Origin of the sequence: Neomegalonema perideroedes DSM 15528, assembly GCF_000374145.1 — a bacterium.
Lineage (GTDB): Bacteria > Pseudomonadota > Alphaproteobacteria > Rhodobacterales > Rhodobacteraceae > Neomegalonema > Neomegalonema perideroedes.
The window spans coordinates 1,111,440-1,132,700 of record NZ_KB893653.1; the positions used below are offsets into that span (position 1 = coordinate 1,111,440).

Annotated in this window: 15 protein-coding genes; 10 read left to right on the forward strand and 5 right to left on the reverse strand. The window is 68.0% G+C overall.

The window, feature by feature from the left end; translation table 11 throughout:
• Positions 1 to 6 precede the first annotated feature (6 nt).
• The 3 genes from B161_RS16855 to B161_RS0105325 all read right to left on the reverse strand — a co-directional run bounded on the left by B161_RS16855 (position 7) and on the right by B161_RS0105325 (position 6,986).
• The gene (locus tag B161_RS16855; RefSeq protein ID WP_169338268.1) at positions 7 to 5,031 is read right to left on the reverse strand and encodes an acyltransferase domain-containing protein; all 5,025 of its coding nucleotides are present in this window, start codon (positions 5,029 to 5,031) and stop codon (positions 7 to 9) included.
• A 289-nt stretch (positions 5,032 to 5,320) separates the two neighbouring features.
• Positions 5,321 to 6,202, reverse strand: a complete 882-nt coding sequence (thyX, locus tag B161_RS0105320; protein WP_018632339.1) for an FAD-dependent thymidylate synthase — start codon at positions 6,200 to 6,202, stop codon at positions 5,321 to 5,323.
• Positions 6,203 to 6,455: 253 nt separating this feature from the next.
• The gene (locus B161_RS0105325; protein WP_018632340.1) at positions 6,456 to 6,986 is read right to left on the reverse strand and encodes a hypothetical protein; all 531 of its coding nucleotides are present in this window, start codon (positions 6,984 to 6,986) and stop codon (positions 6,456 to 6,458) included.
• A gap of 327 nt (positions 6,987 to 7,313) precedes the next feature.
• Between B161_RS0105325 and B161_RS18630 the strand changes: the two genes are divergently transcribed.
• From B161_RS18630 to B161_RS0105350, 5 genes are read left to right on the forward strand one after another with little or no spacing between them, the layout of a single operon-like run.
• Entirely contained in the window at positions 7,314 to 8,396 is a 1,083-nt protein-coding gene (locus B161_RS18630; protein WP_018632341.1) for a papain-like cysteine protease family protein, read from the forward strand.
• A gap of 48 nt (positions 8,397 to 8,444) precedes the next feature.
• Positions 8,445 to 9,254 (forward strand): paraquat-inducible protein A, encoded by an 810-nt coding sequence (locus B161_RS16865; protein WP_157755533.1) that lies wholly within the window; start codon positions 8,445 to 8,447, stop codon positions 9,252 to 9,254.
• On the forward strand, positions 9,251 to 9,862 hold the full coding sequence (locus B161_RS0105340; RefSeq protein WP_018632343.1) for a paraquat-inducible protein A: 612 nt from the start codon (positions 9,251 to 9,253) through the stop codon (positions 9,860 to 9,862). Before B161_RS16865 ends, B161_RS0105340 begins: the two co-directional genes overlap by 4 nt.
• A complete protein-coding gene (locus B161_RS0105345) occupies positions 9,859 to 12,288 on the forward strand; it encodes a PqiB family protein (RefSeq protein ID WP_018632344.1) in 2,430 nt (809 codons plus the stop codon). Before B161_RS0105340 ends, B161_RS0105345 begins: the two co-directional genes overlap by 4 nt.
• Positions 12,285 to 12,899, forward strand: coding sequence for a PqiC family protein (locus tag B161_RS0105350; protein ID WP_018632345.1), 615 nt, complete (start codon positions 12,285 to 12,287; stop codon positions 12,897 to 12,899). Before B161_RS0105345 ends, B161_RS0105350 begins: the two co-directional genes overlap by 4 nt.
• Before the next feature lie 38 nt (positions 12,900 to 12,937).
• Here B161_RS0105350 and B161_RS0105355 read toward each other — a convergent pair whose 3' ends face one another.
• Both B161_RS0105355 and B161_RS0105360 read right to left on the reverse strand, forming a co-directional pair.
• The gene (locus B161_RS0105355) at positions 12,938 to 13,249 is read right to left on the reverse strand and encodes a YegP family protein (RefSeq protein ID WP_018632346.1); all 312 of its coding nucleotides are present in this window, start codon (positions 13,247 to 13,249) and stop codon (positions 12,938 to 12,940) included.
• 80 nt (positions 13,250 to 13,329) lie between these two features.
• Positions 13,330 to 14,226, reverse strand: coding sequence for a prephenate dehydratase (locus tag B161_RS0105360; RefSeq protein WP_018632347.1), 897 nt, complete (start codon positions 14,224 to 14,226; stop codon positions 13,330 to 13,332).
• Positions 14,227 to 14,497: 271 nt separating this feature from the next.
• On the opposite strand from B161_RS0105360, the gene B161_RS16870 reads away from it, so the two are divergent.
• The 5 genes from B161_RS16870 to B161_RS0105385 all read left to right on the forward strand — a co-directional run bounded on the left by B161_RS16870 (position 14,498) and on the right by B161_RS0105385 (position 21,254).
• Complete coding sequence (locus B161_RS16870; protein WP_018632348.1) at positions 14,498 to 15,079, forward strand: c-type cytochrome; 582 nt, start codon at positions 14,498 to 14,500, stop codon at positions 15,077 to 15,079.
• A gap of 200 nt (positions 15,080 to 15,279) precedes the next feature.
• On the forward strand, positions 15,280 to 17,160 hold the full coding sequence (locus tag B161_RS0105370; protein ID WP_018632349.1) for an extracellular solute-binding protein: 1,881 nt from the start codon (positions 15,280 to 15,282) through the stop codon (positions 17,158 to 17,160).
• Between the two features lie 26 nt (positions 17,161 to 17,186).
• A complete protein-coding gene (locus tag B161_RS0105375; protein WP_018632350.1) occupies positions 17,187 to 19,016 on the forward strand; it encodes an extracellular solute-binding protein in 1,830 nt (609 codons plus the stop codon).
• A gap of 58 nt (positions 19,017 to 19,074) precedes the next feature.
• On the forward strand, positions 19,075 to 20,217 hold the full coding sequence (locus B161_RS0105380) for a microcin C ABC transporter permease YejB (RefSeq protein WP_018632351.1): 1,143 nt from the start codon (positions 19,075 to 19,077) through the stop codon (positions 20,215 to 20,217).
• 2 nt (positions 20,218 to 20,219) lie between these two features.
• Entirely contained in the window at positions 20,220 to 21,254 is a 1,035-nt protein-coding gene (locus B161_RS0105385; RefSeq protein WP_018632352.1) for an ABC transporter permease, read from the forward strand.
• Positions 21,255 to 21,261: the final 7 nt, after the last annotated feature.

A 21,261-nucleotide genomic window follows, 5' to 3' on the forward strand; every position in this document is an offset into this window, starting at 1 on the left:
GCTCCTTCAGGCGCTTTGAGCGGAGACGGCGGATCCGGCTTCGGCCTCATGGGGCGCGAGGCGGATGGCCGGAGGCGCCCCGAGGATCACCGCGGCGTCGCAGGCCATGAGCGCCGCGCCCGCCGCCGTGCGGGCCGTCAGGCGCCAGACCGCCGCCCGGGCCGAATCGCGCCTGAGCCGCGCCTCGACGAGCAAAGGCCCCGCGTCCGAATCTCCGTCGCGGACGAAGAGCGCCTCCAGCCGCACGAGCGCGCCGCTTTTGCCGGCGCGCCGCCGCGTGGCCGCGAGGGCGCTCTGGACCATGGCCTCGGCCAGAACCGGATCGAGCAGGGCGGCCCGCTCGGTTCCCGAAACCTCGACTTCGGCGCTGAGGACGAAGAGCCCCTCCTCTGCGCCCTCCTCCATGCGGAAGGCCTCCAGAAGCCGCAGATCGGATCCTCGGGCGGGCGCGCCGGTCAGGGAGCCCTCTGCGTAAAGGGCGGCGGCGCAATCCTGAGGCGGCGCGACGGGAGGCTGGATTTCGGCGGCGGCGGGCGGATGGGTCGAGAAGCGCGCGCCCTCGATCTTCAGCCGCGCCGAGCCCGAGGCGTCGAAGATTTCGAGATCCGCGCGCAGGGCGGTCGCGTCGATCCACTCCGCCGAACGCAGCCCGAGCAGGGTCCATCCCGATTCGCCGCCGCCCAGCGCCACGCCGTTGGCGAGCGAAACGCCGTCGCAGCCTTGGGCGCGCCAGCCGGGCGCGAAGCGCTCGACCGCCGCGAAGGCCGCCGCCAGAGCGAAGGCCGCCGAAAGGGCGGGAGGCTCGCCGGAGGCCTCCGGCGCGGCGGCGCGCGGCGCGGCGGCCGAAGCGAAGAGCGCGCTCCAGTCGGCTTTGAGGAAGGCGCCTCCGGCGGTGAGGGCGCCGGGGTCGATGCGGCGCAGCGAGAGGGCGGTCTCGCCGCCGCCGATCAGCGTCAGCCCGAGCCCCAGAGCGGGACGGCGCAGCTCCTCGGCGAGGGCCGCCACCACGCCGGGCTCCACCTCTTCGGCCAGCGCCCAGAGCAGCGCCCGCACGTCGATGCCCATGGCGCGGGCGCCCATGGCGAAGCGGCGCACGGCCTCGTCGGCCATGGCCTCGGAGAGGCTTTCATTCGCGTCCAGCGCGGTGGGCAGGAACCAGATCCGCCGCAGATCCGCGCCGGAGAAGGCGTCCATCAGCGTCTCGACGCGGCGCTGGCGGCGGCGATAGGCCGAAGAGAAATCCGCGCCCGCCTCGGAGGTCGGGGCGTAGAAGACGCTGACCGGGCCGTCTCCGGCCTCCTCCAGATAGGAGGCGATCTGATCGGCGGCGCCGGAGGCGTCGAAATCGACGGTGGCGTAGGCGGCTTCCGAGCCGAGCCGGCGCAATTCGGCGAGGCAGGCGCGGGTCTCGCGGTCGGCGACCACCGCCTCGCTGAGCGCCACCGCGCCCACGGCGGCGCGCTCTTCGTCGGCGCCCTCGGCCTCCAGAGCCTGAAAGGCGGCCCAGCGCAGGGATTCCTCGCTTTTGATTCCGATGGCCCATGCGGGTTCGTCGGGCAGCAGGCGATGGGTTCCGAGCAGCAGGAAGCGGCGAGGCGCGCGGGCGGCGGCCTCCTCCATCCAGAGCGTGGCCACGCCGCGGGCGTCGCCGAGCAGCACGAAGATCTCTCCGCCCTCCTCCGGCTTGGCCGAGGGGACAGGCTCAAGGAAGGGCAGGGCCTCGAAGCGGCCTTCTGCGGAGACGGCGACCTCCACGCGGCCGCGGTCGGCGTCGTAAAGCTCGGCGGCGAGCAGATCGGCGGCCTGCTCCTGCGGCAGATCCGCCGCGAGATCCACGGCGCGGCAGAAGAAATTCGGCTCGGCGGCGGCCAGCGCCTTGGCCAGCCCGAAGGCCGAGGCCCCCAGACCATCCACGGGCTCGGATCCGTAGCCGAGCGCGCCGTCCAGCCGCGCCATGGCGGCGAAGACGCGGCGTTCGCCGCGGGCGGCGGCCTCATGGAAGGCCTCCTGAGCGGCCTCGGCCAGAGAGCGGGCGATCTCCAGCCGCCCCAGAGCGATGCGCTCCTCCTCGCCGGAGGCGTGGAGATAGACGACGCCCGTCCAGGGCCCGCCTTGACCGAAAAGCTCCAGCGCGCCGACGTCGGCGGCGGCGGTCACGGCGGCGCAGGGGGCGTCTCCGGCCTCGCGCCTGAGGCTCCCGACGAGATCGGCGGCGAAATCCGCGTCGCCGACGATCAGCCAGCGGGCTTCGCCCGGATTGGCCTGACGCAGCGGCGGCGCCGAGATCGGCGCGAGATGGAAGGCGAGGCGCGTCAGAGCGGATTCCTCTGCGAAATCCGCAGGCCCGACCACGGCGAGGCCGGAAGCGGCCTCCTGAGCCTCGGGTCCGGGGATCACCGCCAATTCCTGAGGCGCGCGCAGGGCCGGAAGATTATCCGAAGGAGCCTCGGGGAGCGCGGCGGCCCGAGGCTCGGGTTCGGCCGCGAGGAGGAGCGGAGCGGCCGCGGCCTCCGCCGCAGGTCCGGCCTCCGGTTCGGGTTCCGCTTCCGGTTCGGGTTCCGGTTCTGGGGCGGCCTCAGGCTCCGCCTCCGCCGCGAGGGGGAGCGGTTCGGGCTGAGGCGCGGCTTCGGGCTCAGGCTCCGGCCCGGCGGGCGCGGCGAGGAGGACGGGCGCGGGCTCTTCGGGCTCTTCGGACTCGGGGGCCTCCTGCGCGGTCTCCGCCTGAAGCAGCTCGGGGGCGGCGTCCTCGAAACGGAGGTCGGGGAGCGGCTCGGGCCGAGGGGCGGCGCGGAAGGCGGCGAAACGCTCCGGCGGATCGACGTAAGGCTCTTCCTCCGCCGGTTCGGGGGCGGGGGGATGCTCGGCCTCCAGCGCCGCGAGCGCGGCGAGGGCGGGCGCCGCGACGGTCGCCGACCCCATGGCGAGCGCGGGCCTCACGCCGCCCAGAGCCGCGATTCCCTCCAGATAAAGCCGGTGGGATTCGGCGGCCTCACGGCGGGCCTCCTCGATGGCGAAGAGCGCCTCAGGATCGGTGGCGGCCTCCAGCAGAGCGCGGAGGGCGGCGGTTTGGTTCTCCAGAAAGCGGGCGTGGGCCGTCGTGACCTGCTCGGCCAGACGCAGCGCCAGAGCCGCCCCCGTCAGAGGCGCCGGGGGCGCGGGAGGCTCTGGGGCGGGAGGTTCGGGCGTGGGGGGCGGAGCGGCGGCCTCCTCCGCGACCGCCTCAGGCTCTTCCGCCTCTTCGGATTTCGCGGCTTCCGGGGCCTCCTCCGCCTCGGCCTCCGGTTCAGGCTCGGGCTCGGGTTCGGGCGCGGGGGGAGCTTCGTCCTGCGCCGTCGCTTCGGCCTCCTCCGCCGGAGCCTCCGCCGTTTCGACGGCGCTTTCGGCCTGAGGCTCGGGCTGCGCCTCCTCGATCTTCGCCTCTTCCGGCGCTTCTTCCGGAGCGGCGGCGGTCGGCGAGGCTTCGGGCGGCTTCTCCTCCCCGGCGACCGGCTCCTCTATGGCCTGCTCCTCGGCCATCTCGGCCTGAAGCAGGGCGGCGCGCGGCGGCGGCTCTTCGGCGTCGGGCTCATCCTCGGCGACGGGCGCCGCGATCAGCTCGGAGGCGGGCGCCGCGACAGGTTCAAGGACAGGCTCGGGCGCGGGCGCGGGCGGCGGCGCGGCCTCGACGCGGCGGACCTCCTCCTCCGGCTCCTTCTGAACGACGGGCTGAACGACGGGTTGAACGACGGGAGGCTGCGGTTTGGGCTGGGGCTGGGGCGGGCGCTCGCCTTTGAAGGGCGCGCCTGCGGCGGCCAGAATCGCCGCCGCCTCCATGACGCGGCGGGCGGACAGCTCCGGCTCGCCGGAATCCAGCGCCACGGCCAGATGCGGACGGCCTTCGAGAATCGCTTTGACGCGGCGGGTCAGCGCGTCTCCGGGGCCGAATTCGACGAAGATCCGCGCGCCGTCGGCGTGCATGCGCTCGACGGTCTCCTGAAAGCGCAGAGGCCGGAGCAATTGCCGGGACAGCCGCTCGACGATCTCGCCCGGCCCATAGGGCGCGGCCAGCTCGGCGCCGTAGACGGGGAGCCTCGGCTCGCCGAGCCGCGCCCGGCTGAGGGCTCCGGCGAAGGTGGCGGCGGCCAGTTCGGCGCGGGCGCTGTGATAGGCGAGGGCGCCGGGCAGAGCCTCATGCGCGATCCCTCGTCCAAGCAGCCGGGCGGAGAAGGCTTCGAGCTCCTCGACTTCGCCCCCGACCACGTGGCTTTTGGGCGCCTCATGGCGCGCGACGAAGACCCGCAGCCCGGATTCTCCGATCAGATCCAGCGAGCCCTCGATGGGGGCGAAGACGCGCAGATTCGCCGAAGGCCGCCGCAGATCGGGGGCGGTCATGGCGCTGGCGCGGGCGTAGAGCAGGGCGCCGAAGGTCTCCTCCTCCATGGCGCCGGCCGCCCAGAGCGCGGCGAGCTCGCCCGAGCCGTATCCGGCGAACATGTCGGGCGCGAATCCTCCGGCGCGCAGCACGGCGTATTGCCCCGCCGCCAGAGCCGCCGCCCCAAGCTGCCCGTAGACGGGCGAGCGCAGCCGCGCCGAGATCCGGGGATCCGCTCCAAGCACGACCTCGGTCAGAGAGGGGTCGCCGAGCGCCTCGAACATGCGGTCGAAATTGCGGGCCACGCCCGCCGAGCGGGGAAATCCGGCCATCAGGGCGGCGCCCATGCCCGGATGCGCCTCCTCCTCGCAGCCGAAGAGCGCGGCGATCTTGCCCGGCCCCGCCGCGCGTCGCCGGAAGGAGACGCCATGCTGATGAAAGGCTTCGAGATCCGGCCTCTTCTCCAGAAGCTGGACGGCGGCCTCCAGCACCGAGCGCCTTTCGGCCTCGCTTTGCGCCGCGAAGCCGATCCGCGCCCAATCCGCGGGCGCCTGAGTTTCGAAGGGGAAGGCTTCGGCGCGGCGGGCCAGCTCCTCCATCCGCGCGATCAGCGTCCGAGTCTCAGGAGCCGCCGCCAGAAAAGGACGGGGCGGAGCTTTGGGGCTCGGATCATGGGTCATGGCGGCATCCTTCATTGGCGGACCGCTTCGCGCGCCCGTCCGCCCCGCCGTCTTCGGCGCGGATTCCGCGCCCATATGCGCCATCCGCCGCCGGACGGGGCGTTCAGCCCGATCCCCAGCCCATGGCGTTCACATGTTCCTTAAATTGGTGTAGATTGGCTTACCGATCCCGAGAAAGCGGCCGTGTAAGCCTTTCAGACCGAGCCTCTGAAATGAAAGACGCGCCGCCTGAGCCGGGGCGGCGAAGGCGGCGCGGGATCCTCGGGAATCTCGACGGGGGCTTGCGCGCTCAGGGCGCCTTGAGCATGGCCTCGAATTCGCGCCATTCGCCGGGGGACATGCCGGATTCGGCCTGAGCCACCGTCTCGCCCGCGAGCATCCGCCGCAGAACCGCCATGGCCGGGCCCGAGAAGCTGCGCGCGTTGAGCCGGTAATCCTCGAAGGCTTGGGCGGCCACGGGCGTCCAGAGCCGGACCAGCCCGAGGATCGCCTCGGCGTAGGCGCGGATCTCATATTGAGCGTGGGGATCGGCGCGCAGGCTCAGGAAGTGCAGAAGGTTATAAAGGTCGGTTTTCCAATACCATTGCGTATAGGCGTTGAGCGGCAGATTCATCCGCGCCAGCTCGCGCGCGAGTCCCTGACGGCTCTCGTCCCCTTCGGCGAGGAGATGTTCGTAATTCGAGAAATTGCGTTCGGCGTCCTCGCGCAGGACGCGCAGAGCCTCGGCGGCCTCGGCGCCCTCCAGCACGTCGCCGCGCCCTTGGCGGTTCTTGCGCGACTGCGCCGCCAGATGCTCCGGGGCGGGGAGGTAATATTCCTTGTCGAGGACGGAGTAGCGCGCCGAGATCTCGTTGACGTTGGCGGTGCGGTGGCGGATCCATTGCCGCGCCACGAAGATCGGCAGCTTCACGTGGAGTTTGATCTCGCACATCTCGAAGGGCGTGCTGTGGCGATGGCGCATGAGATAGCGGATGAGCCCCGCGTCGTCGCGGAGGGTTTTCGTCCCGGCGCCGTAGCTGACCCGCGCCGCCTGCACCACGGCCGCGTCGTCGCCCATATAATCGACCACCCGCACGAATCCGTGGTCGAGCACCGGAATCGCTTCGCCGAGCCGGGCTTCGAGCGCCGGGACCAAGGGGCGGGCGGAGGGCTGGACAGGGGAATCGGACATGGCGAAGGGCTCCGCGCGGCGGGATGAGGAGGAAAAAGAGCGGCGAGGCGCTCTTCTATCCCACCTAATCGGCCAAAGGGAGGGATAATCTCCGGCGAAGCGTCCCTGAGCCGGGATTAGCAACTAATATATTGAAAAATATAAAATAAATGGAGGCTCTGAAGAGCCTCCGCATGAGTGGTCCTTGCCGTGAATATGGACGCTCGGGCGAGAGGCGAAGATGTCGCACTCTGCGGTGGAGTCTATTCGGTTCTCAGTCCCGGAGCGCCACATAGGGCTCCGCGGCCACCATCAGCAGCCGGAGACGCGCCTGATTCTCGGCGAAGAGCGGGAAGAGCCCCCGGATCTGCATGCGGAAGGCGCGCTCCCGCGTCGGAGTCGCCCCGCGCGAGAACATCGGCTGACGCAGCACCGAGGCGGCGATCATCTCGTGATACCGGGCCTCGACGAATTCGGCGTCGATGGTTTCGCTCATCCAGGCGTCGCGCATCGAATTGCCGCCCCGGCGGACGACCTTCTCGCCCTGCCCGAGGATGGTGAAGTCGACGAAGCCCTGCATGTCCACCGGCTCGACATGCTCGGCGTACATCAGCGCGGCCTGAAGCCGGGGATTTTCGATGATCTCGTTCTCATGGGGCAGCAGATGTCCCCGGCGGAGCTCTTCATAGGCCCGCGCGATCATCTCGGTCGGATGCCCGACCGGAAGATCTCCCCGGCTGAGGGGCGTGAGGCTGTACAGATTCGCTGGAGAGCCTGCGGCGCTGAGCGATGCGGCGTCGGTCATTGGGATCAGGCTCCCCGGTCAGGACTAAGGGCGAGATGGAGAAAGTTTCATCCTTATCCCTCACATGTCTTGACAATTTCTTGAGGCCCCGGCGCTTTCCCGCTCTTCGCCGCAATTTGGGCCGCAATTTAGGCCGGAGACTCCGCCAAAGCTTCTTGACGCCTCCGCGCGGATGGCGCATCCGGCGCGGGCGCCTGTAAAGCGGCTGCGGGGCGGCTTCGGGGCGGAGCGCGCCGCGCATGAAGTTTGCTTGCAACCCGCCGCGGCCCGAGAGGCCGGGGCGCCTTCCTGCGTCCCGACGCGGGCGGGCAGGATGAGGATGGATCTATGCGGATCGGAATTTGGGCGGCTGCGGCCGCTTTCGCGGCTTTGGCCGTGAGCTTCGCCCCCGGCCCGGGAGCCCCCCCCGGCTCAGGCCTTCTGGCCGGCCTGAGCGGCGCGGCGCAGGCTCAGGGCTTCGCGCAGAGCGGGACGATCCATCCTCTGCCCGACGGCCAGCGGATGCTCGTGACGCCGGATGGGCGGCGCTATCTTCTGCCGCCCGCCGCTCAGGCTCAGCCGGGCGGCTGGCCCCCGGCGCCGACGCCGGTCACGGTCGCGCCGCCCGCCTATCAGGCGCCCCTTTATCAGCCTCCCGTTTATCAGCAGCCGACCTATCAGCAGCCTGCTCCGGCGCCCGCGCCGCGCCCGGCTTACGCCGCGCCCGCGCCGACTCAGAATTTTTCTCCCATCCCCGGTCAGACGGGCGTTTCGGGGCAGACGGGCGTTGCGGGCCGGGGCCCCTATACGACCTCGACCCACGTCAGCCGTCGCGAATCGGATCAGGCCATCGGCTATCGCGCAGGGGATCCGCGCATGTACGTCCACACGCAGGACGGCCGCACGCCGGTTCCGCCGACCATCGAGCTGAACATCGCGCCCTCGATTCAAGAGGAATCGCTGTGGTGCTGGGCGGCGGCGGCGCAACAGGCCGTGGGCTGGGCGAATCGGGGGCGGGCTCCGGCGCAATGCGAGATCGTGGCGATGGTCCACGGGCTCGACGCGGCGGCCTGCTGCGCCGATCCGAAGGGCGTCTGCAACGTCACCGGCGAGATCCCGGAGATCATCCAGCTCGTGCGCCGCTTCGGCGGACAGGCGGCGAACGCGCCGGTACCCAAAACGCCCAAAGACATTCAGGACGTGGTCGCGCAGAACAAGACTCTGCTGATCCGCCTGCGGCCTCAGCCGCGCGAGGAGGCGGTGGGCATCCGTCATATGATCGTGGTGCGCGGCGTGGAGTGGTTCCGCATGCCCAACGGACGGATTCAAGCCAAGCTGCTCTATAACGATCCTCTGGGCGAGGGTCAGCGCGCGGTGAATTTCGACGAGATCGTCGGATTCTTCGAGCAAGCCATGGTGGTTTCGCCTTAAGCCGCCTATTTCCGCAGAGCGGCCGCCTCTTATCGGGAGGCGTCCGCCTTGCGGAAGGGTGCCCCCGAATCCATGACCGCCGAGAACGGATCTCTCGCGGCTTCGCCGCCTCCGGCTTCGACCTCCTCCCGCGCCGCGCCGCTCGGGGAGGGGAAGGCTTTGGGCGAGGCTTGGTCCTGGGGCGGAGATCTGGCGGCCTGTCCTTCCTGCGATCTGCTGCACCGGGTTCCGGATCTGGCGGTGGGCGAGAAGGCGCTTTGCGCGCGCTGCGGCGCTTTGACGGCGGCGCGGCGGCCTCAGGTCTTCGAGCGGCTTTTGGCGGTGGCTCTGGCGAACATGGTCCTGATGGGGGCGGCGCTCTGGTTTCCCTTCGTCATGATGAGCCGCTCGGGCTTCGGCCGCGAGATCCGCATCCTCGACGCGCCTTTCGCCCTCGCCGAGGGGCCGACGGCCTTCATCGCTCTGACGGTGATGGCGAACATCGCCCTGATCCCCTTCCTGCGCAGTCTGGCGGTGGCCTATGTGGCGGCGCCGATGGTCTTCGGCTCTGCGCCGCCCGCCCGTTCGGCGGAGGCCCTGCGGCTTTGGAGCTTCCTGCGGCCTTGGTCCATGGCGGAGATCTTCATGCTGGGGGTGGCGGTTTCGGCGATCAAGCTGGGCAGCATGGCGCGGGTGTCTTTAGGGCCGGGCTTCTGGGCCTTCGCGGCGCTTCTGCCGACCTTGGCTTTTGAGAACATGATCTTCCACAGCCCTTCGATCTGGCGCGAGATCCGGCTGCGCCGTCGCCGGGTCGAGGCGGCTGCGCGTCTGGCGCGGCGGCGCGGGCGAGGCCGCCCGGCTCAGAAGGGCTCGGCATGACCACGGCGCGCGAAGCCGGCCTGATCGCCTGCCTGAGCTGCGGCGCTCTGGAGCCCATGGCCTCCGACGGGGGGCTTTGCTCGCGTTGCGGCGGTCGGCTGCGGAGCCGCCGTCCTTACAGCCTGCAACGCTCGGCGGCTTGGCTGGCTTTGGGCCTGATGGCCTATGTTCCGGCCAATCTCTGGCCGATCATGCGCACGACCACCCTCGGGCGCGGCGAGGACAACACCATTCTCGGGGGCGTCTGGGTTCTGGCGCATCACGGGTCTTGGGATCTGGCGGCGGTGGTCTTTCTGGCGAGCGTGGCGGTGCCTATGGCGAAATTCTGCGTGGTGGGGCTTTTGCTCTGGGGGCTGGCCTTCGGGCGGGGCTTCGAGCCGCATAAACGCCACAGACTCCATGAGATCGTCGAATATATCGGAAGGTGGTCTATGCTGGACGTCTTCGTGGTGGCCATTCTCGCGGCCCTCGTGCAGGTGGGGCCCCTCGCTTCGATCACGCCCGGACCGGCGGCGGGAGCCTTCGGGCTGAGCGTCGCCTTCACGATGCTCTCCGCGCAGGCCCTCGACCCGCGCCTGCTCTGGGACGCCGGGAAGGACCACGCATGACGGAACGGACGCCCTCTTCAGAGCCCTCCGCGCGAAATCCGTCCTCCTCCGATCCGGCTCCTCCCGTCGAGACGACGCGCCCGCGCATCCGCGAGACTCGTCTGGACCGGCGGATTTCGCTGATCTGGCTGGCGCCTTTGGGGGCGGTGGCCATGGCGGGCTTTCTGGCCTGGCGCGATTATCAGAGCCGGGGCGTGATGGTCACGGTGTCTTTCGAGACGGCTTCGGGCGTCGAGGCGGGCCAGACCCGCGTGAAGCATCGCGACGTGGAGGTGGGGCTTGTGGAGCGCGTGGGCTTCACCGAGGATCTGCGTTCGGTGGCGCTGCATCTGCGGATGAAGCCTGAGATCGAGCCCTATCTCAACGAGACGACGCAATTCTGGATCGTGCGCCCCCGGATCAGCGCGGCGGGGATCTCGGGTCTGGAGACGGTGCTCTCGGGCGCCTTCCTCGAAATGGACTGGGGCCGCCGCGACGGCGAGGATAAGCGCGCCTTCGCCGGGCTCGCCGATCCGCCTTTGACTCCGACCGGCACGCCGGGCATGCGCATTCTGCTGCGCGCGGGCGAGGGCGGGGCGGGGGTCGGAGCGCCCATCTTGTTCAGGCGGATCCCCGTGGGCCGCGTCGAGACTCAGGCCCTCACCGCCGACGGAACCGCCGTGGAGATGCAGGCCTTCATCAACGCCCCCCATCATCTGCGGCTCTCCCGCGCGACGCGCTTCTGGAACGCCTCGGGCTTCGAGCTTCAGTTGGGCGCCGACGGAATCAAGGCGCGGATGGAATCCCTCGCTTCGCTGCTGGAGGGCGGGGTGGCCTTCGACACGCTGCCTTTGCCTTCGGCCTCGCAATCCGCCCGCGAGGGCGACAGCTACATCCTCTACGCCTCGGAGCAGGCGGCCCGCGAGAGCATGTTCGAGGACGCCACCGGCTCGGAGATCCGCCTCGCGGCGATCTTCGACGAATCCGTGCGCGGCCTGACGGTGGGGGCGCCGGTGGAGTATCGCGGCGTGCGGGTGGGCGAGGTGACGGCGATCAGCGCGCGGCTGAACCCGAGCACCCAGCGCATCGACATTCTGACCACCATGGTGATTCAGCCCAACCGCCTCGGTCTGGAGGATCCGGACCCCACGACCACCTTCCACATCCTCGGGGCTGCGGTGGAGAACGGCCTTCGGGCGCGTCTGGCGAGCGGCAGCCTGCTGACCGGCGCGCTCTTCGTGGAGCTGGCCGAGATCCCCGAGGCGCCTTTGGCCGCGATGGATCCGGAGGCCGATCCCTATCCGATGATTCCCACGGCGCCCTCCAGCCTTCAGGCTCTGACCGAGGCCGCCGCCGAGATCATGGCGACCATCAACAGCCTGCCTCTGGCCGAAACCGTGGAGACGGCGCGCGGCGCGATTCAGGACGTGCGCGACCTCATCGCCAGCGAGGGGGTTCAGGGCGTGCCGGGTCAGCTGGCGCAGACTCTGGCCTCGGCTCAGGCGGCGGCGGACGGCGCGGCGCGGCTTCTCGCCGATCCGCGATTGGCGGGCCTGCCGACGCGGCTCGACGCCATAGGCGCCAACGCCGAACGCATTTCGGAGCGCGTGGCGGCTCTGACCGAGGATCCGGGCTTCGCGGCGCTTCCGGGCCGTCTCGACGCCATAGGCGCCAACGCCGAGCGCGTTTCGGCGGATCTCGCGGCTCTGACCGCCTCGCCGGAGTTCGCCGCTCTGCCGGGGCGGATCGGCGCCGTGGCCTCTCAGGCCGAGCAGGTCGCGGCGAACGTGGCGGCCTTCACCGCGAGTCCCGGATTCGCGGGGCTTTCCGGGCGCCTCGACTCCATCGGCGCCGACGTGGCGCGCGCGGCGGCCAACGTCGCGGGATTGACCTCGGATCCGGCCCTGCTCTCGCTCCCGAGGCGGCTTGAGGCGACTTTGGCCAAGATCGAGGCTCTGGCCATCGAGGACATGATCTTCACCGCCCGCAGCGCGCTGGACGAAGCCCGCCGCCTGCTCGCCGACCTCGGAACGCAGCAGATTCCCGCCCGCGCCGCCGCGACTCTCGATTCCGCCCGCGCCCTGCTCGCGGAGCCCGCCTTCCGCCAGACGGCGCATGAAGCCTCCGCCGCCCTCGCCGAGGCGCGGACGCTCATTAACGAATTGCGCGCGGCGGGGACCAGCCAGAACTTGAACGCGGCTCTGGCCAGCGTGCAGGGAGCGGGACGCTCCATCGACGCGGCTGCGGCGGCCCTTCCCGCGACTCTGGCGCAGATCACGGCGGCGGCTGCCCGCGCCGAGAACATGCTCGGCGATTTCGGCCCCGGCGCTCCGGGGAATTACGAATTGATTCTGACTCTGCGCGAGCTGCGCGCGGCCTCGGGCAAGCTTTATGAATTGATGGACACCTTGCAGCGTCAGCCCAATTCGATCATTTTCGGCAAATGATCAGACGCGCCTTCCTCCTCTCCGCGACGGCCTGCCTTCTGACGGCGGGATGCGTCGGCGGCTCTTCGGCTCCTCAGGGGCCTTTCTTCCATCTTCTGCCGCCCGCTCCGGCGCCTGCGCCTTTGAGCGCGCCTTTGAGCGGGATGGAGGTGGGCCTCCGCGAAGTCCGGCTGCCGCGCTATGCGGTGGACGAGCGGCTTTCGATCCTCCAGCCCGATGGCGTGGCTCTGCGCGAGGAGTATCAGCGCTGGGCCGAGGATCCGACCCGCGCGGTCAGCCAGAACCTCGCCGAGGCCCTGCGCGCGGCGAGCGGCGCGGCGGTGGCTCTGGAGCCTTGGGCCAGCGGCTTCGAGCCGGATCGGCGGGTGGAGGTGGAGTTCACGCGGCTGATCGGCGCTCCGGGCGGGACTCTGGAGGCTTCGGGCGTCTGGCGGGTGCTGGAGGGGCGGCGCGGCCGCGAGCTCCTGTCCGAGCCCTTCCGCCTCGATCTCGCCGTGGGGCCGGGCTACGAAGGGCTGATGCGGGCCCATGCGGCCAGCCTCGGCGCTCTGGCCGAGCTGCTCGCTCAGGCTCTGGCGCGCAGCGGCCCCTTGGAGCCTGCGGGCTTTTGAAGACCCGGAAGCCGCAAGCGGCTTCCGGAGATCGCGCCTCAGGCGGGCTTATAGCCCTGACGGGCGGCGTTGGATTCGCAATCGCCCTGCGCCTTATAGCCCTCGCTGGAGGAGCCGACGATCTGGCCGTTGCTGGCCTTGCGCCGCCAGCGCCATTCCTGACGCTTATCCTGATAGAACTCCCATTTATCGGAGTCCTTATAGCCGCGATTGGCGTTGGCCTCGCAATCGGCTTTGGCCTTATAGCCCTCGCTGGCCGCGCCGACGATCTTGCCGTTGGAGGCTTTGCGCCGCCACCGCCATTCGCCGCGTTTATCCTGATAAACTTCGATCTTGTCCTTTTCGGACATGCGCCCGCCTCCTGAATGTCTTTCGTCGTATGAGCTTGGCCCGCGCGGGACGCGGACGCAAGCCGTCTCTCGGTCAGGTCTCAGCGCCGCAGGGGGCTGGCCGGATAGACTCCGAGGATTTTCAGGTGCGTGGTGAAGAAGCGGATCTCCTCGAGGGCGCGCTTCATGTTCTCATCCTCGACATGGCCTTCGGCTTCGGCCCAGAACTCGGTGGCCTCGAAGGCGCCGCCGACCATGCGGCTCTCCAGCCGCACGAGGTTCACGCCGTTGGTCGCGAAACCGCCGAGCGACTTATACAGCGCCGCCGGAAGGTTGCGCACGCGGAACACGAAGCTGGTGACGGTGCGCGTTCCAGGCTCGGCCTCCAGCTTGCGCCGCGAGACCACGAGAAAGCGCGTGGTGTTATGGTCGGCGTCCTCGATTCCCTTGGCGAGGCTCTCCAGCCCGTAAAGCTCGCCCGCGAGCGTCGAGGCGATGGCGGCGCGCTCGCGCTTGCCCTCGCGGGCGACGATGGCGGCGGAGCCCGCCGTGTCGTAGCCGGTGACGGGCTTGATGCCGTGGCGGCGGAGGAAGCCGTTGCATTGCCCAAGCGCGACGAGATGGCTTTGCGCCTCCTTCACCTCGTCGAGCGTCACGCCGGGCAGAACCAGAAGATCCAGCGCGATGCGCACGAAATGCTCGCCGATGATGTAGAGCCCGGCGTCCGGCAGGATCTGATGCACGTCCGCGACGCGCCCATAGGTCGAGTTCTCGACCGGCAGCATGGCGAGCCGCGCGCGGCCCTCCTTCACGGCGCTCACGGCCTCTTCGAAGGTGGCGCAGGGCAGGGGGGTCATCTCCGGAAACACCTCGACGCAGGCCTGATGCGAATAGGCGCCGAGATCGCCCTGAAAGGAGATCGCGAGATCCGGATTCACCGGAATCTGGGGCGCGGCGGGCCGCAGGGCGAGCGTGGAGGCGGAGTCCGAAGCGGTCACGGAGAAAGCTCCTGAAAATGCGAGGATAAGGGCCGGAAGCGGCCGCGCCGCCCTTATACGCCTCCGCGCGCCCCGAGGATAGCTTCGCGCGAGGCGGCGGCCCGCCGGAGAGCGGCCTTCAGGGCGTTTTTTCGGCGAATTCGCCGCATGGCTCCTCACCCTTCCCCCTTGCGGGGGCGCGGAGGATGCGGCTACAAGTCCGGAGGACGCCGCCTCCCGGAGCTTCGCGCCGGGTGGAGGGAACGGCGCCGTCCCCGCCACTAAAGACGGAATGACGATCATGGACAGCGTGGAGTTCAGCAAGATCCTTGGCGCCGGCTGCGTCGCGCTTTTGGTTTACGTGGGCATGTCGGAGATCGCGGGCGCGATGTACGCCGGCCACAAGCTGGAGACGCCCGCCTACGCCGTCGAGGAGGCCGAAGCCGAAGCCTCCGGCCCCGCCGAAGAGGTGGTCCCCATCGCCGTCCGGCTCCAGACCGCCGACGTCGCGGCGGGCGAGAAGGCCTTCGGCGCCTGCAAATCCTGCCATTCCGTCGCCACCGACGGCAAGAACGGCACCGGCCCCGGCCTTTGGGAGCTGGTCAACCGCGAGATCGGAACCCACGCCGGATTCTCCTATTCCTCCGCCATCGCCGAGAAGGCCGGGCAGCATTGGGACTGGGAGCATCTCGACGCCTTCCTGACCAATCCGAAGGCTTATGCGCCGGGCACCAAGATGGCCTACGCCGGTCTGCGCAATCCCCAGACCCGCGCGAATCTCATCGCCTGGCTGAACACGCAAAGCCCCTCGCCGGCTCCTCTGCCCGAGGCTTCCGCCGCCGGAGAGGCTCCCGCCGCTCCTTCGGAGCATTGAGGGGCGTTAACCGTCCATTCAAATACGGCGCATAAGTTTGAACCGCCCGGAGAGGCTCCGCGGCGGTTCTTTCGTGACTCCACGTTTCGTGATCTTGCGCGCTCGCCTCTGGTCGCCTATCGCCATGATTTATGGAATACGATGTGCGGCTTGTCAGCCGCTCCGAAGATTCTCCGGGCCTCTTAAGGGGATACGCCGCCATGTCGCTTCGCCTCACTCGCCGCGCCGCCGCCCTTCTCCTCGCCGGGGGGGGAGCGAGTCTGATCCTGCCGCCGCGATTACGGGCTGAGACGGCCGCCGCCCCAGCGCGCGAGGCGGGGGGAATTCCTGAGGGCTGGATCCGGAGCCACGGCTCCACTTTGGTCGGCGATCTGAAATATCCGCCGGATTTCCCGCATTTCGATTTTCTGAACCCCGAAGCCCCCAAGGGCGGCCGGGTCCGTCTGGGCGGCTTCGGCAGTTTCGACAGCTTCAACCCCTTCATCGTGAAGGGCATCTCGGCCTCCGGTCTGGGGCTGCTCTTCGACACCCTGACCTCCTCGCCTTACGACGAGATTTCAGCGGGCTACGGGCTTCTGGCGGAGTGGATGGAATATCCGCGCGATTTCTCCTCCGTGGCCTTCAAGATCCGCGAAGAGGCCCGCTGGGCCGACGGCCGCCCCGTGACGGCGGCGGACGTGGTCTTCTCCTTCAAAGCCCTGACCGAGAAGGGCGCGCCTTTCTACCGGGCCTATTACCACAACGTGACCGGCGCCGAGGATCTCGGCGGCGGCGTGGCGCGCTTCGCCTTCGACGAGGCGAATAATCGCGAATTGCCGCATATCATGGGGCAATTGATGATCCTGCCTCAGCATTGGTGGGAGGCCGAGGGCCGCGATTTCGCCCGCAGCGGCTTTGAGAAGCTCATGGGCTCGGGGCCTTATGAGCTTGGAAATTACGAGGCGGGCCGTTTCGTGGAATATCGCCGCCGCCCCGATTACTGGGCCGCGGATCTGCCGATCAACCGCGGCCAGAATAATTTCGACCTCATCCGCTATGAATATTTCCTCGACGACGGCGCCGCCTTCGAGGCCTTCAAGACCGGCCAGATCGAATTCCGCTCCGAGAATTCGGCGAACAACTGGGCGACGATGTACGACTTCCCCGCCCTTCAGCGCGGCGACGTGATCCGCGAGAACGTGGATCTGGAAGGCCCCAAGACCACGCAGACCTTCGTCATGAACACGCGCCGTCCGCAGTTCGCAGACCGCCGCGTGCGCGAGGCGATCAGCCTCGCCTTTGATTTCGAATGGACCAACAAGACCCTCTTCCACAGCCAATACGCCCGTCCGAGCAGCTATTTCCAAGGCTCGAAGGAGCTCATGGCCGCCGGTCTGCCGGAGGGGGCGGAGCTGGCTTTGCTCGAACCCTTCCGCGACCAGCTTCCGCCTGAGCTGTTCACGGAGCCCTTCACGCTGCCCGTCACGGCGGGCGACGGGCGCGACCGGACCAATCTGCGCCGGGCGACCGCTCTGCTCAAAGAAGCGGGCTGGGAGACCAAGGGCGGCAAGCTGGTGAACGCCTCCGGGGCGCCGCTTCAGATCGAATTCCTCTTCCGCCAGAGCAATCTGGAGCGGATCGTCGCGCCCTTCGTCGCCAATCTGAAGCGGCTGGGGATCGACGCGTCTCTGCGCTTCATCGACGGCCCGCAATACATCAACCGCGTTCAGGTTCTCGATTTCGACATGATGGTCGGGGGGGTCTCCAATTCGGAATCGCCCGGCAACGAGCAGCGCGACATGTGGGGCTCCGAGACCGCCGACACGGAGGGCACGCGCAATCTCAGCGGCGTGAAGAATCCCGTCGTGGACGCCCTGATCGACAAGATCGTCTTCGCCGCCGACCGCGAAGATCTGGAGGCCGCCGCCCGCGCCCTCGACCGCGTTTTGCTCTTCGAACATTACAACGTCCTTCAGCTTTATACGCCCTACGAGCGCATCGCCTATTGGAAGCGCCTGCGGTCTCCCGCGGACTTGCCCTCTGTCGGGAGATTGCCGCCCTACAGCATCGGTTTTCCGTCGATCTGGTGGAGCGGCTCCTGATGAGGGGGCGAGGAAGGAGAATGACGATGTCGCATGAATCTGTTCGCGCGCTCAGGACGGCGGTCGTTTTAACGGCGCTCTCGCTGGGCGCGGCCTTCTCCGCCGCCCGGGCCGAAGTCTTGGTCGGCTATGGGCTTTCGTCTTTCGGCGATCTCAAATATCCCACTGATTTCCCGCATTTCGACTATGTGAATCCCGAAGCCCCCAAGGGCGGCCAGATGCGGACCACGCCGCAATCGGCGCTGAACGCCTTCGACAGCCTGAACGCCTTCATCTTGCAGGGCGATCCGGCGGAGGGCTCGGGCAGCCTGCCTTTCGACTCGCTCATGGTCTCCGCCGACGACGAGCCGGACGCCATGTACGGGCTGGTGGCCGAGCATGCGGAATATATCCCGACCCGCTGGGTGACCTTTCAGCTTCGTCCTGAGGCGCGCTTCTCCGACGGAACGCCGGTCACCGCCGAGGATGTGAAATTCTCCTTCGACATTCTGCGGGAGAAGGGATCTCCGCGCATCAAGCCGCAGCTCGAAGGCATCGCCAGCGTCGAGGTTCTGGCGCCTTTGCGGGTGCAATATGTCTTCGCCGAGGGCGTCCCGACGCGCGATTTGCCGCTGGTGGCGGCGGGCCTGCCGATCTTCTCGAAGGCTTCTTGGGAGGGGCGCGACTTCGCCAAATCCAGCCTTGAGCCGATTTTGGGCTCAGGGCCTTACGTCGTGGAGTCCACGGCGGCGGGCCGACGCATCGTCTGGAAGCGCCGCGAGGATTATTGGGCGAAGGATCTGCCGGTCAATAAGGGCCGCTGGAACTTCGACCGGATCGTCTTCGAATATTTCGCCGATTCCGCGGCGGGGCGTCAGGCGCTTTTCTCGGGCGAGCTGGATCTGCGCGAGGAGATGAGCGCCAGCGATTGGGCCACCGCCTATGACGCGCCGCCCATCCGCGACGGCCGCGTGATCCGCGAGGCGATCCCGGACGGGCGTCCGGCGGGCACGCAGGGCTATTGGCTGAACATGCGCCGTCCGCATCTGGCGGACGCGCGGGTGCGCGAGGCTCTCGATCTGGCCTTCGACTTCGAATGGTCGAATAAGACGCTCTTCCATGAGCTGTATCAGCGCACGACGAGCTTTTTCCAGAACTCCGGGCTTGAGGCCGAAGGCTTGCCTTCGCCGGGCGAACTGGCGCTGCTGGAGCCCTTCCGCGATCAGCTGCCCGCCGCCGTCTTCGACGAACCGGCTTATGTCCCGCCCGTCACCGACGGTTCGGGCCGCAACCGCGAGGCCATGCGCCGCGCGGGCCAATTGCTGGACGAAGCGGGCTGGAAGGTGGTGAACGGCAAGCGGCTCAACGCCGCCGGAGAGCCCCTGAAGATCGAATTCCTTGAAGATAATCCGGCCTTCGAGCGGATCACCAATCCCTATATCCAGAATCTGCGCCGCCTTGGGATCGACGCGACTTTGCGTCAGATCGATTCTCCGCAGATGCAGTTGCGGCTGAAGAGCTACGACTACGACATTGTGACGGCGCGTTTCGTCATGGCGCCGACGCCCGGCGTCGAGATGAAGGTCTTCTTCAGCTCCGAGGCCGCGGCTCAGGACGGCGGATATAATTTATCCGGCTTCTCCAGCCCGGCGGCGGATGCTCTGATCAAGGCCATAGCCGAGGCCGAGACCCGCGAGGCCAACGCCGAAGCGGTGCGGGCTCTGGATCGGATCCTCCGCGCCGAACATATCTGGGTTCCTCATTGGAACAAGGGGTCGCACACCCTCGCCTGGTGGGACCGCTACGACCGGCCGGAGATCAAGCCGCCCTATGACCGCGGCGTCCTGACCACCTGGTGGGCCCGGCCCGCTCCCTGATCTCCGCCCCTCCTGATCCGCCGAAGCTCTCCGCTCCGCGTCAAGAAAGGCCCCTCCCATGGGCGCTTACATCCTCCGTCGCCTTCTGCTGATGATTCCGACGCTCTTCGGGATTCTCGCCATCAATTTCGCGGTGATCCAATTCGCGCCGGGCGGTCCGGTCGAGCAGGTCATCGCCGAATTGAGCGGGCAGGGGCAGAGCTCCACCAGCCGCTTCACGGGCGGCGGCGGCGATATGGCGGGCGGCCCGGCGGCCATGCCGGGCGCCATGGGCGGCGCGGAGGCGGCGCTGACCAGCAAATATCGCGGCGCTCAGGGGCTTGATCCTGAGTTCATCAAAGATCTCGAGCGGCAATTCGGCTTCGACAAGCCCGCGCTCGAACGCTTTTGGCTGATGATCAAGAATTACATGACCTTCAACCTCGGAGAGAGCTACTTCCGCTCCATCTCCGTGACGGAGCTGGTCTTAGAGAAAATGCCGGTCTCGATTTCGCTCGGGCTCTGGACGACGCTGATCGTCTATCTGGTGTCGATTCCTTTAGGCGTGCGCAAGGCGGTGAAGGCGGGCGGGCGCTTCGACGTCTGGACGAGCGGCGTGATCATCGCGGCCTACGCCATTCCGAGCTTTCTCTTCGCGGTGCTGCTGCGCGTCCTCTTCGCGGGCGGCTCCTACTGGAACGTCTTTCCTTTGCGCGGCATCGAATCCGAGCAATACGCCAATCAGCCTTTCTTCTGGGAGAAGGCGCTCGATTTGGCTTGGTGGGGCGATTACTTCTGGCATCTGACCTTGCCGGTGACGGCCATGGTGATCGGCGGCTTCGCGACTTTGACCTTGCTGACGAAGAACTCCTTCCTTGAGGAGATTTCGCGTCAATATGTGCTGACCGCCCGCGCGAAGGGGCTCTCCGAGAGAAAAGTCCTTTACGGCCATGTCTTCCGCAATGCGATGCTGATCGTGGTGGCGGGCTTTCCGGCGGCCTTCGTCGGCATCTTCTTCACCGGATCTTTGCTGATCGAGACCATCTTCTCGCTCGACGGCCTCGGCTACCTTGGCTACGACGCGGCGATCAAGCGCGATTATCCGGTGTTGTTCGGCACGTTATTCGTCTTTTCGCTGATCGGTCTGGTGATCGGGCTCTTGTCCGATCTCGTCTATACGTGGATCGATCCGCGCATCGACTTCAGCAAGAGAGGCGGCTGATCATGGCGCTTTTCGACCTCAGCCCGATCAACCAGCGCCGCTGGTCCAACTTCCAAGCCAACCGGCGGGCGATCTGGTCTTTGCGGCTTTTTCTGGCGATCTTCGTGGTCTCGCTCTTCGCGGAGTTCATCGCCAACGACAAGCCGCTTCTGGTGAAATATCAGGGCGAATATTACACGCCGATCCTGAAGTTCTATCCGGAGACCGCCTTCGGCGGCGATTTCGAGACCGAAGCCGATTATCATGACGAATTTCTGTTAGATCTGATTAAAGAAGGCGACGGATGGGTGGTCTGGCCGCTCATTCCCTATTCCTACGACACGATCTCCTACGGCGTCGGCCGCGCCCCCGCGCCTCCAAGCGCGCAGCATGTCCTCGGCGTGGACGACCAGGCCCGCGACGTGACGGCGCGCTTGATCTACGGCTTTCGGATTTCGGTGCTCTTCGGCCTGACTCTGGCGATCTTCTCCAGCGTGGTGGGGATCATGGCGGGGGCGGTCCAGGGCTATTTCGGCGGCTGGCTGGATCTGGTCTTTCAGCGGGTCATCGAGATCTGGAGCAGCACGCCGCAGCTTTACCTGATCATGATCGTCTCGGCGATCATCGCCCCGAGCTTCTGGATGCTGCTCGGGCTGATGCTGCTCTTTTCATGGACTTCCCTTGTCGGCGTGGTTCGGGCTGAATTCCTGAGAGCCCGGAATTTCGAATATGTGCGGGCGGCTCAGGCGCTCGGGGTGTCGAACTTCACGATCATGTGGCGGCATCTTCTGCCCAACGCCATGGTGGCCACCGTGACCATGGCGCCTTTCGTGGTCACCAGCTCCATCGCGACTCTGACCAGCCTCGACTTCCTCGGCTTCGGGCTTCCGCCCGGCTCGCCTTCGCTCGGCGAGATGACCTTGCAGGGCCAGAATAATCTTCAGGCGCCTTGGCTCGGGTTCACGGCCTTCTTCGCCATGGCGATCATGATGTCGCTGCTGGTGTTCATCTTCGAGGGCGTGCGCGACGCTTTCGACCCGCGCAAGACCTTCGTCTGAGGAGCCT